Origin of the sequence: Plantibacter sp. MPB07, from assembly GCF_046619465.1 — a bacterium.
GTDB lineage: Bacteria > Actinomycetota > Actinomycetes > Actinomycetales > Microbacteriaceae > Plantibacter > Plantibacter auratus.
This window is the reverse complement of sequence record NZ_CP177043.1, coordinates 1,631,647-1,646,758: the sequence shown is the minus strand read 5'-3', so window position 1 is coordinate 1,646,758 and position 15,112 is coordinate 1,631,647. Positions and strand designations below refer to the sequence as shown.

Below are 15,112 nucleotides of genomic sequence, written 5' to 3'. Positions count from 1 at the left end.
GGGGATCGAAGTGAGCTTAGGCTCGCCTATACTGATCGCGTGAGCTATTTCGAGGATCCGGCGGAGTTCGCCGTCGCGGACGCACGCCACGTGCTGCTCGCGGGCGACGAGTCGTCGGTCGGCGAGCTGGCCGAGGTCCTCGCGCTGCTCCCCATCTGCGCCCGCGGCCAGGTCTTCGTCGAGGTCGACGACGCCGCGTCGATCACCACCCTCGACTCGCCGGGACGCGTCGTCGTGACGTGGCTCGTCCGCGCAGCGCGTTCGGGGGAACCCGGAACGGGCAGCCGGTGCGCACGCGGTCAGGCCGTCGCGCGAGCGACCCGGGCCTGGGCGAGCGAGATGCTCGACGTCGACGGACACGACGCGGCCGACTACCACGTGTGGATCGGCGGCGAGACGGAGCACCTCACGGGTCTCCGGAACGACCTCAGGATGACCCTGGCGAGCATCGGCGCACGTCAGCGCTCGAGCTCGGTCGAGCGCGCATCGCACTGACACGACCTCGCACCGGGCCGCACCGCACCGCGACGCTCGTCAGCGGCGTCTCGGCAGGTAGCCTCCCGCTTCGAGACCGGCTTCGATCTCGAACCGGTTCCGGAGCGGATCACGACCGGCGATCGCGTACATCAGCGGGAAGAGCATGCCGTACCGCTGCCACTGCCGCTTGTGCACCGCCTCGTGTTCGAGCACCCGGGTCGACACGTTCCGATCGGTGAGGTACACCCCGCCGACGCATGAACCACCTCGGCCGAACGTCCACGACGGCATCCCGCGGAAGACGATCATCCCGCCCCGCCGTTCGACCGGCCCGGTGCTCCAGAGTGCGCCCCAGACGAGCCCGGTGAGCGTGGCGTACCAGTACCCGATCCGGCTGAGCGGTGAGTCGAGCCACGGGCCGCCGGAACGACGGCTCCGCGGCTGATCGACCTCGCCGGGACGGGTCACGCACCGCTCCGGTAGGTCTCAAGGAGCCGCAGCCAGATCTCGCTCATCGTCGGGTAGGACGGCACCGCGTGCCAGAGGCGGTGCAGCGGCACCTCACCCACGACGGCGATCGTCGCCGCGTGGACGAGTTCGGCGACGTCCTGACCGACGAAGGTCATCCCGATGATCACGCCGCGCTCCTCGTCGACGACCATCCTCGCCTGCCCGGTGTAGCCGTCGGCGTGGAGGCTCGAGCCCGCGATGCCACCGAGGTCGTAGTCGACCACCCGGTGGTCGATCCCAGCCGCCTCGGCCTGCGCGGCCGTGAGTCCGACGGCGGCGACCTCCGGTTCGGAGAAGACGACCTGCGGCACGGCACGGTGGTCGGCGGTCGCCGCGTGGTCGCTCCACGGGCTGGTGTCGACATCCTCGCCGTTCGCCCGTGCCGCGATGACCGCGCCCGCGGCGCGTGCCTGGTACTTGCCCTGGTGCGTCAGGAGTGCCCGGTGGTTGACGTCGCCGACGGCGTACAGCCAGTCGCTGCCGTGGGCGAGGAGCTGATCGTCGACCTCGATCCAGGCACCCGGTTCCAGGCCGACGGTCTCGAGCCCGAGGTCGTCCGTCCGTGGCGTCCGGCCGGTGGCCACGACGAGTTCCGCCGTCGTCACCGCGTCCCGATCGTCGAACTCGAGCGTGACGGCACCGTCGGCGGCCCGGGAGACGGCGGTGGGCGAGGCGTGCACGATCGTCACGCCGAGCTCACGCAGGGAGGACTCGACGAGTTCGCCGGCGAAGGGTTCGGTGTTGCCGAGCAGGCCACTGCGGGCGACGAGCGTGACGTCGACCCCGAGCGAGCGGTAGGCCGTCGCGAGCTCGACGGCGACGACGCCGCCACCGAGGAAGGCGACGGACGCTGGCAGGGTCTGGACGCTCGTGGCCTCGCGGCTCGTCCATGGCTCCACTGCCGCCAGCCCCGCGATGTCGGGCAGGAGCGCGGCGGATCCGGTGCAGACCGCGACGGCGTGCGTCGCCGTGAGCACGGTGGTCGAACCGTCGGCGGCCGTCACGGTGACCTCGCGCTCGCCGGTCAGTCGACCGTGCCCACGCACCAGCTCGATGCCGGCGCCCTGGAGCCATTCGACCTGGCCGTCGTCCGACCAGTCGCTCGTGAACGAGTCCCGTCGCGCGAGGACCTTGAGCGGGTCGAGCGCGGTGTCCTCGGGGATGGCTCCACCCGTGCGCTTGGCGGCACGCAGGGCGGCGCCCGACCGGATGAGGGCCTTGGACGGCATGCAGGCCCAGTAGGAGCACTCACCGCCGACGAGTTCGCTCTCGACGATGACGACGCTCAGACCGCTCTGGTGGGCGTAGTCGGCGACGTTCTCGCCGACGGGTCCGGCTCCGATGACGACGAGATCGACGGTACGGCTCATGGGGTGACTCCTGTCGGGTTGGTGCTGTCGGGCTTCGGTTCGCGACTGATCGCGCCGATGATGCGGAGGATGGTGCCGAGGTCGTCGGCTGCGGCGTCGGGGGAACCGGGGGAGAAGCCCGTGACGCCGGCCCCGGCGAAGCCGAACCGCGCGCGGAGCGCGGTGATGCAGTCCAGCAGGGTGCCGAGTTCGAGACCGAAGGGGACGGCCGAGCTGACGCCGGCGATGACGGCGGGGTCGAGGACGTCGACGTCCACGTGCAGGTAGACGCGGTCGGCGCCCGTCGCCTCGACGGCGGCGACCACCTCGGCGGCGCTCGTCATCACCGAGGAGACCATGGGGATGCCACGCTCCTCGATGTGGGCGAGTTCACCGTCGTCGAGGTCGCGCACCCCCACGAGGACGAGCCGGGCGGGATCGAGTGGGGCCTCGGGCAGGAGCATCGCGGCGCCTTCGCCGGTCAGTGCCCGGGCGACCATTCCGCTGAACGACCCGGACGGCGAGCTGAGCGGGGTGTTGAGGTCGCCGTGGGCGTCGAACCAGACGACGGCGATGCCGGGGTCGCGTCGGAGGGCCTCACCGACTGACGCGAGTTCGACGCCGCAGTCCCCACCGATGGTGATGACGGGCTCGTCGATCCCGACGAGCGCCTGACGTTGGAGTTCCGCGGTCGTCACGAGGGAACTGGCGCGCCGGATGTCGGTGTCGAGGGCCTCGCCGGCCTCCGTCGGCACGTGGACGAGTGTCGTGGCCGCCGTGGGCAGGTCGCCACGGATCGCCTCGGCTCCATCGATCAACTGCATGGCCCTGGACGAACCGGAGCCCTGCCACTGGGGGACGACGACGAACTTCGTCATGCGGTGCCTTCCTGGAGGTGGTGCGAGGGGGCGAGGGCGACGGGCCCTCGGGAGGTCCCGAGGGCCCGTCGGATCGGCACTACTGGCCGGCGTTCGGCGTGTACTCGGGGCCGGAGGACTCGATCGCGGGAGACGCGGAACCGCCGCCCTTCAGCGCGGCGAGGCGGGCCTCGACCTCGGTCAGCTCGCCGAGGTCCTCGAGGTCGTTGAACTGCGCGTCGAGACTCGACGCGGCGAGCTCCTGCTGGCCGAGCACCTTCGCCTCCTCGCGGCGGATCTTGTCCTCGTAGCGGCTCAGGTCGCTCGTCGGGTCCATGATGTCGATGCTGCCGACCGCATCCGCGACCTTGCGCTGGGCCTCGGCGGTCTTGGCCCGGGCGACGAGCTCGCTGCGCTTCGTCTTCAGCTGCTCGAGCTTCGTCTTCATGCCGTTGAGGCCGTTCTTCAGCTGCTCGACGACCTTCGTCTGCGAGGCCAGCTGCGGCTCGGCCTGCTTGGCCTCGTTCTCGGCGCCGATCTGGCGCTGGAGCGCGATCTTCGCGAGGTTGTCGAACTTGTCGGCGTCCGCGGCGTTGCCCGCCTGACGGTATTCGTCGGCCTTGTGACTCGCGGCCAGCGCCTTGGTGCCCCACTCGGAGGCCGCCTCGACGTCCTGCTGGTGGTCCTGCTCGAGGAGCCGGAGGTTGCCGATCGTCTCGGCGATCGCGCTCTCGGCGTCGGCGATCGAGTTCGTGTAGTCCCGGACCATCTGGTCGAGCATCTTCTGCGGGTCCTCGGCGGAGTCGAGCAGCGCGTTGATGTTGGCCTTGGTCAGCTGGGCGATGCGTCCGAAGATGGACTGCTTCTCTGCCATGGTGTGGTTCCTCTCTCGTGTCCTGCTGGGTCGTGTCGGTCGGTGTCTGGTGATGAGGTGGGTGGTGCCGCGGATCAGAAGCGACCGCCGCCGCGTCGGGAACGGGTGCCGCCGCCACCGAAGCTGCCGGCGCTGCGTGAGCGACCGGAGCCACCGCCGAACATGCCGCCGCTCGATCCTCCGCCGCCGAACATGCCGCCGCCGGAACGGGACCCGCCGCCGCCGAGGACGGAGTTGATCAGGATGCCGCCGAGGACGGCACCGAGCATCCCGTTGCCGCCCTGCTGCCCCTGGCCGCCGCCGAACATGCCGTCGAGTCCGCCCGCCGACTGGCTCTGGAACTGCCCGAGGTCGGCCTGGGCGAGCTGCACCGCTTGACTCGCGAGCGAGTTGGAGCGCTGGGCGAGGGAGAGCGCCTGCGTCGGGTCGTTGGCGGCGAGGCCCTGGGCCTGCACGAGGGTGCGGCCGGCTTCGGCGAGGCGCGTCCGGGCCTCCGGGCCGACGGCTCCGCGCCGCGAGACGATGAAGTCCTCTGCAGCCGACACCTGCGCGCCCGCCGTCTGCAGGGTCTGTCCGAGGGCGGCTGCGGCGCGCTGTCGCTGCTCCGCCGCGGTGCGCACCCCTTGGAGAGCACCGTCGATCTGCGTGTTCGCCGCATCCAGGCGGGCGAGGAGGGCGATCGGGTTGTTCGGTGCGCCGAGCGCGCCGCGAACCTGGGAGACCGTCGCGGTGGTGCTCGCGACCGCCGCGGCGAGGGTGCCGGTCGGGTCCGGTTGGCCGCCAGCCGCGGCGACGTCTCCGTCCAATTCGGCCAGTCGGGCGGCGAGGTGCTGCTCGGCGGTCGTCAGGTCGGCCTGCAGCCGCTTCACGGCCCCGGTGAGCTGGGTGGCCTGGTCGAGCGCTTCCTCGGCGGCTCGGATGCCGACGGCGGCCTCGCCCGAGTCTCCGGCGGCGAGCCGTGCAGCTGCGTCCGAGATCGCCGCGGTGGCGAAGGCGAGACGCTCCGTCGCCTGCGCCGGGTTGTCGATCACGGTGATGAGGGCGTCGGGGCTGTAGCGCGTCTGCAGGGCGCGCACCGCGTCTTGCGCGGCCGTCACCGTCGGTCCGGCCGCGGCCGCCCTGGCTCGCAGCTCCTCGACCGCGGCGGGTGCGTTCTTCTGGAGCGCGCGGAGCTCGTCGAAGGAGGCTGCTTGTTCATCGAGCACGTGGTTCGCGTGCTCGCAGAGCCGGATGATCTGGAGGTTCCAGTCGCGCTGTTGCTGCTCCGCGTCCGGCTCGGCGTCGTCGAGCCGCTGCTTGAGTGCGAAGGCCTGCGAAAGGTCGTCCTTCGCTCCGGCGAGCGCGGCGGTGAACGCGGCCGTGGCCGGTTCGCCGTAGGAGGCGGTCGCGAAGCCGAGCTCCTCCTCGCTCGTCCGGACGGCGTCGTCGGTCTGGACGAGCGCACTGCCGGCGAGTCGTTCGAGCTCGGGGATCGGGGCGGTGGTCAGCGGGTCGACCGGTGCCCCCTGCCGGCCCGCGGTCACGGCGCCGTCGCCGTTCGCAGCGCGGCGCCGGCGGAGGAAGACGACCAGGAGGACGACGGCCACGACGGCGACGACCACGATCAGCAGGATGGTCAGCCACCCGGCCGAGCCCCCTGAGCCGCCACCGGTGCCTCCGATCGACCCGCCGCCGACGGCGGCACCCAAGCCTTCGGCGGCAGCGACGCCGGCCCCGGCCCAGTTCTCGTCACGCAGCTGCGGCAGGATGCGCTGCTGCTCGATCTCGGTCAGCTGATCGCCGCTCACCGGTCCGCTGGAGTCGCCGGAGAGGTAGTAGGCGCGGTCCTCGGTCGCCACGGCCAGCAGGTACTGGTTCGGTCCGAGGTTGTTGTCCTTCGCGGTCTGGTTCGCCCAGGACTCGGCGTCACTCGGGTCGGTGAAGGTCGGTACGTAGACCACCCAGAGGTCGACGCCGTGATCCGCGGCCAGGTCGTCGACGGCCGTCGTGATCTCGGTGACCTCACCGCTGCTGAGGGCACCCGCGCTGTCGCTCACGCGCCCGGCCCCGAGCTGCACCGGGCTCTCCGCCCAGGCGGCGGTGGCTCCCGCTCCGAGGAGCACAGCCACGCAGAACGCCCAGATCGATACCGCCCAGCGAACCCGCATCGGCCACCTCGTCACTCGTTCGGACCCTGGAGCCCCACCCCGCGGCTCGGTTCCGAGTCTAGGTCCGGGCCCTCGACATCTCTACAGCGGGCTCCCAGCGAGCGCACCGAACCAGAGCTGTGCTGTACGGCGGTGGCGGGGCTTCGCCGACACCGACCGTGACGCTGTCACCGACCGTGACGGACTCTGTTACCGACCATGACGCGGCCACTCGCGCGAGGGCATCTGCCCGGCGAGACTGGTCGAGTCACCTCACGGAACCCCTGGAAGGAGCATCATGCAAGGACACGTCTCACCCATGCTGGCGCTCGTCGAGGTCACCAGGTTCCGTGAGGACGACCAGGCGTACCACGAGTACGTGCAGATCCTCGTCGGACGGACCATCGCCGCCGCCGAACGGGCCGGCTGGCGCGTGACCAGGTTGGCCGCGCACGACCTCGGCACCGAAGCACTCCTCGCCTCGACCGACGGGGCCTCCGCCGTCGTCATCATGGGTGGAGCCGACATCGATCCCGCCCAGTACGGCGGCACCGCCGGCTACCGCGCCGAAGGCCAGCACTTCCCCGAGGCCGACCGCGCCCAGCTCGCGGTCGCCCGTCGCGCCGCCGAGCGGGGCACACCGCTGCTCGGGATCTGCCGCGGTCACCAGATCATCAACGTCGCCCTCGGCGGGACACTCGTGCAGGACCTCGGAGAGCACAGCGCCCACCGCAACGAGGGTGTCCCGGTCGATGAGAGCATGACCCCGCACGAGGTCGAGCTCGACCCATCGAGTGCCCTCGCGTTCCGACTCGGTGCCCGTCACCTCCAGGTGCAGAGCGCCCACCACCAGTCGGTCGGCGAACTCGGCGAGGGCCTGCGTGCCGTCGCCTGGGCCTCCGACGGCACCGTCGAGGCGATCGAGCACCGCACCCTGCCGATCACCGGCGTGCAATGGCACCCGGAGGACCCCGGCACCGTGGACGACCAGCTCGGGCTCCTGCTCGGCGGTCTCGCCCGCGAGGCTGAGCGCGCCGCAGCCTAGTCGGGGCGTGTCTCCGCACCGGGCGGCTTCGCATGCCAGGAGGCCCTCCCGCTGCAGGCGACCCACCGCTCGACCTGTCCCCGACTCAGGACGGCGTCGGCGTGTCGAGCCTGGATTGCGGCGTATCGGCCGCGCCACGCCGAGGCCGTCCTGAGAAAGGTCGGAGGGTTGGTTAGCGTTGACGGGTGTTCGAAGACAGGTACGGTCAGGACGTCCTCGCGGGGGACTGGCGCAAGAAGAACCGCGTGGTGGCCCGAGAGGTCGAGGCGGTGACCGACCTCGTGGTCGAGGAACTCGGCGGCTTCTGCGGCGCGATCACGCGCGTCGAGGCGAAGACGGTCGAGCTCGAGGACTACCGCGGCAAGCGACGCGTGTTCCCCATGGGGGCGGGGTTCCTCCTCGAGGGTGAACCCGTCGTCCTCGTCGTGCCGAAGCGCGCACCGACGGGGCGGGCGCGCACCGCCTCCGGCTCCTTCGCGGTGGAGACGACCGCTCGGGTGGCTCGCGCGAGCCGGATCTTCGTCGAGGGTCGCCACGACGCGGAACTCGTCGAGCGGGTCTGGGGCGACGACCTCCGCGTGGAGGGCGTCGTCGTCGAGTACCTCGCGGGCGTCGACCACCTCGACGCCGCGCTCGCCGAGTTCCGGCCGGGCCCCGACCGTCGCGTCGGCGTCCTCGTCGACCATCTGGTCCCCGGCTCGAAGGAGCAGCGGATCGCCGACGCCGTCATGGCCGGACCGAACGGCCGGAACGTCCTCATCGTCGGGCACCCGTACGTCGACGTCTGGCAGGCCGTGAAGCCCGCCAGGGTCGGCCTGCGCGAGTGGCCGACCATCCCTCGCTCCATCGAGTGGAAGAAGGGCATCTGCCAGGCGTTCGGCTGGCCGCACGACTCGCAGGCCGACATCGCCCGGGCCTGGAAGCGCATCCTCGGTCAGGTCCGGACCTTCAACGACCTCGAGCCGGAACTCCTCGGTCGCGTCGAACAGCTCATCGACTTCGTCACCGTCGACTGACCCGCCCGCGCGACCGCCGCGGCTAGGAGGAGACCTGCCCCAGGGCGTCCTCGAGGACGGACACCGCGTCGCGGAGGAGCTCGTCGGACATGACCGCGCTCGGGAGGAGTCGCAGCACCGAGTCCCATGAGCCGGCGTCGAGCACGAGCACGCCCTGGGCGATCGCCGCGTCGATGACGGTCTGCAGTGCCGTGGGGTGCGGCTGCTTCGTGCCGGGGACGACCAACTCGACGCCGGCCATCGCACCGATGATCCGGACTTCGCCGACGATGTCGAACCGCTCGGCCCAGTCGCCCATGAGCGATCGCAGGGTCGCCTCCACCCGACGGGCCTCGCCCAGCAGGTCCTCGCGCTCGATGACCTCGAACGTCGCGAGCGCGGCCGCCGTGGACACCGGGTTGCCCCCGAAGGTGCCGCCGATGCCACCGGGCTGGACGGCGTCCATGATCTCGGCGCGCCCGGTCACGGCCGACAGCGGGAAGCCGCCGGCGATGCCCTTGGCGCTCGTGATGAGATCGGGCACGACGCCGTGGTGCTCGATCGAGTACCAGGCGCCGGTGCGGCCGATGCCGGCCTGGATCTCGTCGGCGACGAACACGATCCCGTTCTCGGTGCACCACTCGCTGATGCGCGCGAAGTAGCCGGGCGCGGGGATGACGATGCCGCCGTCGCCGAGGACCGGTTCGGCGAAGAACGCGGCGACCTCGCTCGCACCGATGTGCCGCTCGATGTAGTCGATCGTCACCTCGGCGGCCGCCGGTCCGTCGAGTCCGTCGCGGAAGGGATAGGAGAGCGGGACGCTGTAGATCTCGCCCGGGAACGGGCCGAACCCGAGACGCTCGGGCGCCGGCCGGTAGGTCATCGCCATCGTCAGGTTCGTGCGTCCGTGGAAGGCGTGGTCGAGGGCGACGATCGCGCGACGTCCGGTGTACTTCTTCGCGATCTTCACCGCGTTCTCGACGGCTTCGGCGCCGGAGTTCAGGAGGATCGAGCGCTTCTCGAAGTCGCCCGGCGTGATCTCGGACAGCTTCTCCGCGACGCGCAGGTAGTTCTCGTACGGCGTGACGGTGAAGAGCGTGTGCGTGAGCTTCTTCGCCTGCTCGGCTGCGGCCGCGGTGACGTCGGGGTTGGCGTGTCCGATGGTCGTCACGCCGATGCCCGTTCCGAGGTCGATGATGTGGTTGCCGTCGACGTCCACGAGGATGCCGCCGGAGCCGTGGTCCATCCACACCGGCGCGAGGTTGCCGGCACCGCGCGAAACCGCCCGGCGGCGCCGTTCCGTGAGGGCGAGCGATCGGGGGCCGGGGATGGCGGTCACGAGCTGGCGTTCCTGGGGCACGGAGTAGTCGATGGTCATGCAGGCCATGGTAGGCGCGCGTCCTCCGAGGATGCCTGGGGCCGACGGAGCGTCGCCGACGATTCCACGACATCTGGCGGTTGACTGGTGTTCACCAACCGTCCATGCGCGCTGCCTACCGTTGGCGGCGCTGAACAGCCGGACGACAGGGGATCGCGTATGGACGCCGACACCAGCACCGCCCTCCTCATCGAGCGGCAGCCCGCGCTGCTCGGTGGCGTGCGCGCACCGGCCGAGCGCACCCTCCTCGACGTCCTCCGTGACGTCGCCGCGTCGCACCCCGAGGCCTCGGCGATCGAGGACGCGGAGGGAGCGCTCAGCTACCGCGAGCTCGTCCTCAGCGCGGAGCGGGTCGCGGCGGGGCTGTTCGCCGCCGGGGTCCGGCGCGGTGACCGGGTCGGTGTCCGGATCGCCTCGGGCACCCGCGACCTCTACCTCGGGATCCTCGGGATCCTGTTCACCGGAGCGGCCTACGTGCCCGTCGACGCCGACGACCCGGAGGAGCGGGCACGACTCGTGTTCGGTGAGGCGGCCGTCGTCGGCGTCCTGGTCGACGGCGGCGTCTTCGAGCGTTCGCGCCGCGGAACGGAGGACCCGGCCGATGACGGCGTCGATCCCGAACGGGTGCAACTCGCGACGGGCGCGGCACCCCACCCGGGCACCCGGGCGATCCCGGTCCTCGAACCACCGCGACTCGACGACGACTCCTGGATCATCTTCACCTCCGGCTCGACGGGCACGCCGAAGGGCGTCGCCGTCTCGCACCGCTCTGCCGCCGCGTTCGTCGACGCCGAGGCGCGGATCTTCCTCCAGGCGGAGCCCCTCGGCCCCGGTGATCGTGTGTTGGCCGGCCTGTCCGTCGCCTTCGACGCGTCCTGCGAGGAGATGTGGCTCGCCTGGGGACACGGCGCATGCCTGGTCCCGGCGCCGCGCTCGCTCGTCCGCAGCGGTATGGACCTCGGACCCTGGCTCACCGCGAAGGGCATCACCGTGGTGTCGACGGTTCCGACGCTGGCGGCGATGTGGCCCGCCGAATCCCTCGAGAACATCCGCATGCTCATCTTCGGCGGCGAGGCCTGCCCGCCGGAGCTCGCCGCCCGGCTGGCCGTGGACGGTCGCGAGGTCTGGAACACCTACGGACCCACCGAGGCCACCGTCGTCGCCTGCGCCGCGCTGTTGACCGGCGAGCAGCCCGTGCGCATCGGACTGCCGCTCGACGGCTGGGATCTCGCCGTGGTCGACGCCGAGGGCGTCCCGGTCGAGGAGGGCGGCGTCGGCGAGCTCATCATCGGCGGCGTCGGACTCGCCCGGTATCTCGACCCCGCCAAGGACGCCGAACGGTATGCGCCCATGCCGAGCATCGGGTGGTCGCGGGCGTACCGGAGCGGCGACCTCGTCCGCTACGAGGCCGCAGGACTCGTGTTCCAGGGGCGCGCGGACGACCAGGTGAAGATCGGCGGTCGGCGCGTGGAACTCGGAGAGATCGAGGCCGCCCTGCAGGCGCTGCCGGGTGTCTCGGGTGCGGCAGCAGCCGTCCAGCGCACCGCCGCCGGGAACGCCGTCCTCGTGGGGTACCTCGCGGTGCCCGACCGCGACGGGTTCTCCGTCGAGCGGGCGCTCGACACCCTCCGTGAGCAGCTCCCGGCACCGCTCGTCCCGCTCCTCGCGGTCGTCGGCGAGCTGCCCACCCGCACCTCCGGCAAGGTCGACCGGGCCGCGCTGCCGTGGCCGCTCGACGCCGCCGACGGGGAGGACGCCTCGACCCTGTCGGGCACCGCCGCGTGGCTCGCCGAGCAGTGGACGGCCGTCCTCGGGGTCCGGGTCACGGCCGAGAGCGACAATTTCTTCAGCCTGGGCGGCGGGAGCCTGGCGGCCGCGCAGCTCGTCTCGCTCATCCGCACCCGCGATGCCGAGTTCACGGTCGCCGACATCTACGGCCACCCCCGACTCGGCGCGATGGCCGCCGAACTCGACGGCCGACGCCCCGAGCGTCGCAGCCGAGCGGCCGTCGCGGACCCCGTGCTCCCGACGCCGCTCGCGACCCAGTGGGCACAGACCCTCCTGGGTGTCCCGCTCCTCATCCTCGTCGGACTCCGGTGGCTCGTGTACCTGCTCGCCGGCAGTCGGGTCCTCGGCCTCGTCGCGGATGTCCCGTACCTCCCCATGGTCTCGTGGTGGTGGATCGCCCTCGGCTTCCTCGTGGTCATCACCCCGATCGGACGCATGGCGATCTCCGTGATCGCGGCGAAGCTCCTCCTCGTCGGCGTCCGCCCGGGCGACTACCCGCGCGGCGGCTCGGTCCATGTGCGACTCTGGCTCGCCGAACGCGTCGCCGACACGGTCGGCGCGGTGAGTCTCGCCGGAGCCCCCTGGATCTCGAGCTACGCCAGGGCGCTCGGCGCGAAGATCGGTGCCGACGCGGACCTCCACAGCGTGCCGCCGGTCACCGGGTTCCTCACCGTCGGGGCGCGCGCGTCGATCGAGCCCGAGGTCGACCTCCGCGGCTACTGGGTCGACGGCGACACGCTCCGACTGGGCCACGTCCACATCGGCGCCGAGAGCACGGTCGGCGCTCGCAGTACCCTGCTCGCCGGCACCCGGATCGGCAAGCGTGCGGAGATCGCTCCAGGATCGTCCGTCTTCGGCCGCGTCCCCTCCGGACACCTGTGGTCAGGGTCGCCCGCCGTCCGCGTCGGCAAGGCGAAGCCGGTGTGGCCGACCGAACGACCCCCGCGTCGCCGACGCTGGCTGTTCGCGTACGGCGCGGGATCGGCGCTGCTGTCGGTGCTGCCGTTCCTCGCCTTCGTGCTGGCGGCGGCGGTCGTGGCGGCCGGGGCGTCGGGCGCGACCAGTCTGCTCGAGTTCTCCTGGCGCGCGCTCCTCTGGGTGCCCGTCGCCACCCTCGTGTGGTTCGTCGTCCTGGCGATCAGCACGATCGGCCTGGTCCGGCTGCTCGGCCTCGGTCTCAGCGAGGGCTACTTCCCGGTGCGCAGTCGGGTCGGTTGGCAGGTGTGGGCCACGGAGCGGCTCCTGGACGCCGCGCGCACCCTCCTCTTCCCCCTGTACGCGAGCCTCTTCACGCCCGTCTGGCTCCGCCTGCTCGGGGCGAAGGTCGGGCGCAACGTGGAGGCGTCGACGGTGCTCCTCCTCCCGCGGATGACGACCGTCGGCGACGGTGCGTTCCTCGCGGACGACACGATGGTGGCCTCCTACGAGCTCGGTGGCGGGTGGATGCGGATCGCCGGTGCGTCCGTCGGCAAGCGCGCCTTCCTCGGCAACTCCGGCATGGCGGGCCCCGGCATGCACGTCCCCAAGAACGGCCTCGTCGCCGTGCTGTCGGCCGCACCGCGGAAGGCCAAGTCCGGCTCGTCCTGGCTCGGGAGCCCACCGATGCGGCTCCGGCGGCAGGTCTCCGACGCCGATCTCGACCGGACCTACGACCCGCCGCTCCGGCTTCGGATCGCCCGCGCACTGTGGGAACTCTGCCGCATCGTCCCCGTCATGGTGACGACCGGCATCGCGCTCCTGGTGCTCCTCGCCCTCGCCTGGTTCGCCGACACCTGGGGTCTCGGTGTCGCGATCGCCGTCAGCGGTGCCGTGCTTCTGGCCGCCGGCGCGGTCGCGGCCGGGATCACGACCGTCGCCAAGTGGGTCATCGTCGGCCCGATCCGCACGGGGGAGCACCCGCTCTGGTCCTCGTTCATCTGGCGCAACGAGGTGTCCGACACCTTCGTCGAGATGGTCGCGGCACCCTGGTTCGCGGCACCCGCCACCGGCACCCCAGCCCTCACCTGGTGGTTGCGCTCGCTCGGTGCCCGCATCGGTCGTGGGGTCTGGTGCGAGAGCTACTGGCTGCCGGAGGCGGACCTCGTCCGACTCGGCGACGGCGCGACGGTCAACCGGGGCTGCGTTGTGCAAACGCACCTGTTCCATGATCGAATCATGAGTATGGATCAGGTCGAACTCGCATCGGGCGCCACGCTCGGGCCGCACAGCGTCATCCTCCCCGGAGCGCGGATCGACGACGACGCGACGGTCGGACCGGCCTCGCTCGTCATGCGCGGAGAACGCGTCCCGGCGGGCACCCGGTGGAGCGGCAACCCGATCGGCCCGTGGCGCGAGGTGACGACGGCGGAGTACCGGGAGCCCCAGGTCGCGTCCTGATGGGGGAGGCTCTCGCCCGTCTGCGGAGCGCAGGCGACCCCTACACGCCCTCCAGCGGGAATCGTGGCTACCGCGTCATACGGTACGAGCTGGAGCTCGACTACGACGTCGACCGCAACGCCCTGTCCGGGACGGCTCGGCTCACCGCCGTCGCGACGGAGGAGCTCACGCGGTTCTCGCTCGACCTCGCCGCGCTACGCGTCACCCGTGTCCAGGTCGACGGGGTCGAGGCGAAGCGGACGCACAGCTCGGGCAAGCTCACGCTGACGCCCCGGAACACCATCGCGGACGGCGCCGAGTTCTCCGTGCTCGTCCGGTACTCGGGTGCGCCCCGTCCCGTGCGCAGCCCCTGGGGCGAGATCGGCTGGGAGGAACTCGAGGACGGCGTCATCGTGGCGTCCCAGCCGTGCGGCGCATCGAGTTGGTTCCCCTGCAACGACCACCCCTCGGACAAGTCGTCCTATCGGATCAGTGTCACGGCGTCGTCGGCGTACACGGTCGTCGCCCCGGGAGAGCTGGTGTCGCGCGTTGCCCGCGCGAGCCGGACCACATGGGTCTACGAGCAGCCCGAACCGATGGCCGCCTACCTCGCGACGGTGCAGATCGGCCGGTACCAGCGGCTCGCCGTCAGCGCTCGGGTCGCGACGAGCACGGTGCCGGTCGTCGCACACCTGCCGCGTGACCTCACGGCGCGGTTCCGACACGACTTCGCCGAGCAGGTCGACATGCTGGCGTGCTTCGAGCGCGCCTTCGGACCCTACCCCTTCGGCAGCTACGGCGTCGTGGTCACGGACGACGTGCTGGAGATCCCACTCGAGGCGCAGGGGATGAGCGTGTTCGGCCGCAACCACGTCGACGGCGTCAGCGGTTCGGAACGGTTGATCGCGCACGAGCTCGCCCACCAGTGGTTCGGGAACAGTCTGACGATCGCCACCTGGCGGGACATCTGGTTGCACGAGGGCTTCGCCTGCTACGCCGAGTGGCTGTGGTCGGAGGAGTCCGGGGCCGAGAGCGCCGACGCCTGTGCCCGGGCGCACTACGCAGCGCTCCGACGGGCACCGCAGGACCTCGTCGTCGGCGACCCGGGACCCGCGGACATGTTCGACGACCGGGTCTACAAGCGGGGCGCGATCGCCCTGCACGCCGTGCGCCGACTGCTCGGCGACGAGGCGTTCTTCGACCTCCTGCGTGACTGGGTGGCGTCCTTCCGGCACTCGAGCGTGTCGACGGACGACTTCATCCGGACGGCCGATCGACATACACCGGCACCGGTCGAGCCGCTCCTCGACGCGTGGCTCTTCCAGGAGGCGCTCCCGCCGTTCCCCGTCGGCTGAACC

The 15,112-nt window shown here is 71.6% G+C and carries 11 protein-coding genes; 5 read left to right on the top strand and 6 right to left on the bottom strand.

Annotation, left to right across the window (positions count from 1 at the left end; translation table 11 throughout):
• Positions 1-39 precede the first annotated feature (39 nt).
• Complete coding sequence (locus ACLIME_RS07720) at positions 40-495, top strand: SIP domain-containing protein (protein WP_159453431.1); 456 nt, start codon at positions 40-42, stop codon at positions 493-495.
• Between the two features lie 39 nt (positions 496-534).
• On the opposite strand, the gene ACLIME_RS07715 is transcribed toward ACLIME_RS07720, so the two are convergent.
• The 5 genes from ACLIME_RS07715 to ACLIME_RS07695 form a co-directional block, all read right to left on the bottom strand.
• A complete protein-coding gene (locus ACLIME_RS07715; protein ID WP_411558572.1) occupies positions 535-945 on the bottom strand; it encodes a Fe-S oxidoreductase in 411 nt (136 codons plus the stop codon).
• Positions 942-2,357 carry a dihydrolipoyl dehydrogenase family protein gene (locus tag ACLIME_RS07710; RefSeq protein ID WP_411558571.1) on the bottom strand — a complete coding sequence of 472 codons (1,416 nt, stop codon included), beginning with the start codon at positions 2,355-2,357 and terminating at the stop codon, positions 942-944. The genes ACLIME_RS07715 and ACLIME_RS07710 overlap by 4 nt, the downstream gene beginning before the upstream one ends.
• The gene (locus ACLIME_RS07705; protein WP_064295283.1) at positions 2,354-3,214 is read right to left on the bottom strand and encodes an arginase family protein; all 861 of its coding nucleotides are present in this window, start codon (positions 3,212-3,214) and stop codon (positions 2,354-2,356) included. Before ACLIME_RS07705 ends, ACLIME_RS07710 begins: the two co-directional genes overlap by 4 nt.
• Before the next feature lie 79 nt (positions 3,215-3,293).
• Entirely contained in the window at positions 3,294-4,067 is a 774-nt protein-coding gene (locus ACLIME_RS07700; RefSeq protein WP_411558570.1) for a PspA/IM30 family protein, read from the bottom strand.
• 74 nt (positions 4,068-4,141) lie between these two features.
• Complete coding sequence (locus ACLIME_RS07695; RefSeq protein ID WP_411558569.1) at positions 4,142-6,175, bottom strand: TPM domain-containing protein; 2,034 nt, start codon at positions 6,173-6,175, stop codon at positions 4,142-4,144.
• Between the two features lie 316 nt (positions 6,176-6,491).
• On the opposite strand from ACLIME_RS07695, the gene ACLIME_RS07690 reads away from it, so the two are divergent.
• Positions 6,492-7,238 carry a gamma-glutamyl-gamma-aminobutyrate hydrolase family protein gene (locus ACLIME_RS07690; protein ID WP_411558568.1) on the top strand — a complete coding sequence of 249 codons (747 nt, stop codon included), beginning with the start codon at positions 6,492-6,494 and terminating at the stop codon, positions 7,236-7,238.
• A 185-nt stretch (positions 7,239-7,423) separates the two neighbouring features.
• A complete protein-coding gene (locus tag ACLIME_RS07685) occupies positions 7,424-8,254 on the top strand; it encodes a DUF3097 domain-containing protein (protein WP_071262446.1) in 831 nt (276 codons plus the stop codon).
• A 22-nt stretch (positions 8,255-8,276) separates the two neighbouring features.
• On the opposite strand, the gene ACLIME_RS07680 is transcribed toward ACLIME_RS07685, so the two are convergent.
• Positions 8,277-9,611 carry an aminotransferase class III-fold pyridoxal phosphate-dependent enzyme gene (locus ACLIME_RS07680; protein ID WP_411558567.1) on the bottom strand — a complete coding sequence of 445 codons (1,335 nt, stop codon included), beginning with the start codon at positions 9,609-9,611 and terminating at the stop codon, positions 8,277-8,279.
• Between the two features lie 159 nt (positions 9,612-9,770).
• Between ACLIME_RS07680 and ACLIME_RS07675 the strand changes: the two genes are divergently transcribed.
• The gene (locus tag ACLIME_RS07675; RefSeq protein WP_192006679.1) at positions 9,771-13,775 is read left to right on the top strand and encodes a Pls/PosA family non-ribosomal peptide synthetase; all 4,005 of its coding nucleotides are present in this window, start codon (positions 9,771-9,773) and stop codon (positions 13,773-13,775) included.
• The gene (locus ACLIME_RS07670; protein WP_411558566.1) at positions 13,775-15,109 is read left to right on the top strand and encodes a M1 family metallopeptidase; all 1,335 of its coding nucleotides are present in this window, start codon (positions 13,775-13,777) and stop codon (positions 15,107-15,109) included. Before ACLIME_RS07675 ends, ACLIME_RS07670 begins: the two co-directional genes overlap by 1 nt.
• The last annotated feature ends 3 nt before the right edge of the window (positions 15,110-15,112 follow it).

Excerpts from the sequence above, each read along its gene's own strand:
- ACLIME_RS07700 (WP_411558570.1), bottom strand. The coding sequence starts at position 4,067 with ATGGCAGAGAAGCAGTCCATCTTCGGACGCATCGCCCAGCTGACCAAG.
- ACLIME_RS07690 (WP_411558568.1), top strand. The coding sequence starts at position 6,492 with ATGCAAGGACACGTCTCACCCATGCTGGCGCTCGTCGAGGTCACCAGG.
- ACLIME_RS07680 (WP_411558567.1), bottom strand. The coding sequence starts at position 9,611 with ATGACCATCGACTACTCCGTGCCCCAGGAACGCCAGCTCGTGACCGCC.
- ACLIME_RS07710 (WP_411558571.1), bottom strand. The coding sequence starts at position 2,357 with ATGAGCCGTACCGTCGATCTCGTCGTCATCGGAGCCGGACCCGTCGGC.
- ACLIME_RS07670 (WP_411558566.1), top strand. The coding sequence starts at position 13,775 with ATGGGGGAGGCTCTCGCCCGTCTGCGGAGCGCAGGCGACCCCTACACG.
- ACLIME_RS07675 (WP_192006679.1), top strand. The coding sequence starts at position 9,771 with ATGGACGCCGACACCAGCACCGCCCTCCTCATCGAGCGGCAGCCCGCG.
- ACLIME_RS07705 (WP_064295283.1), bottom strand. The coding sequence starts at position 3,214 with ATGACGAAGTTCGTCGTCGTCCCCCAGTGGCAGGGCTCCGGTTCGTCC.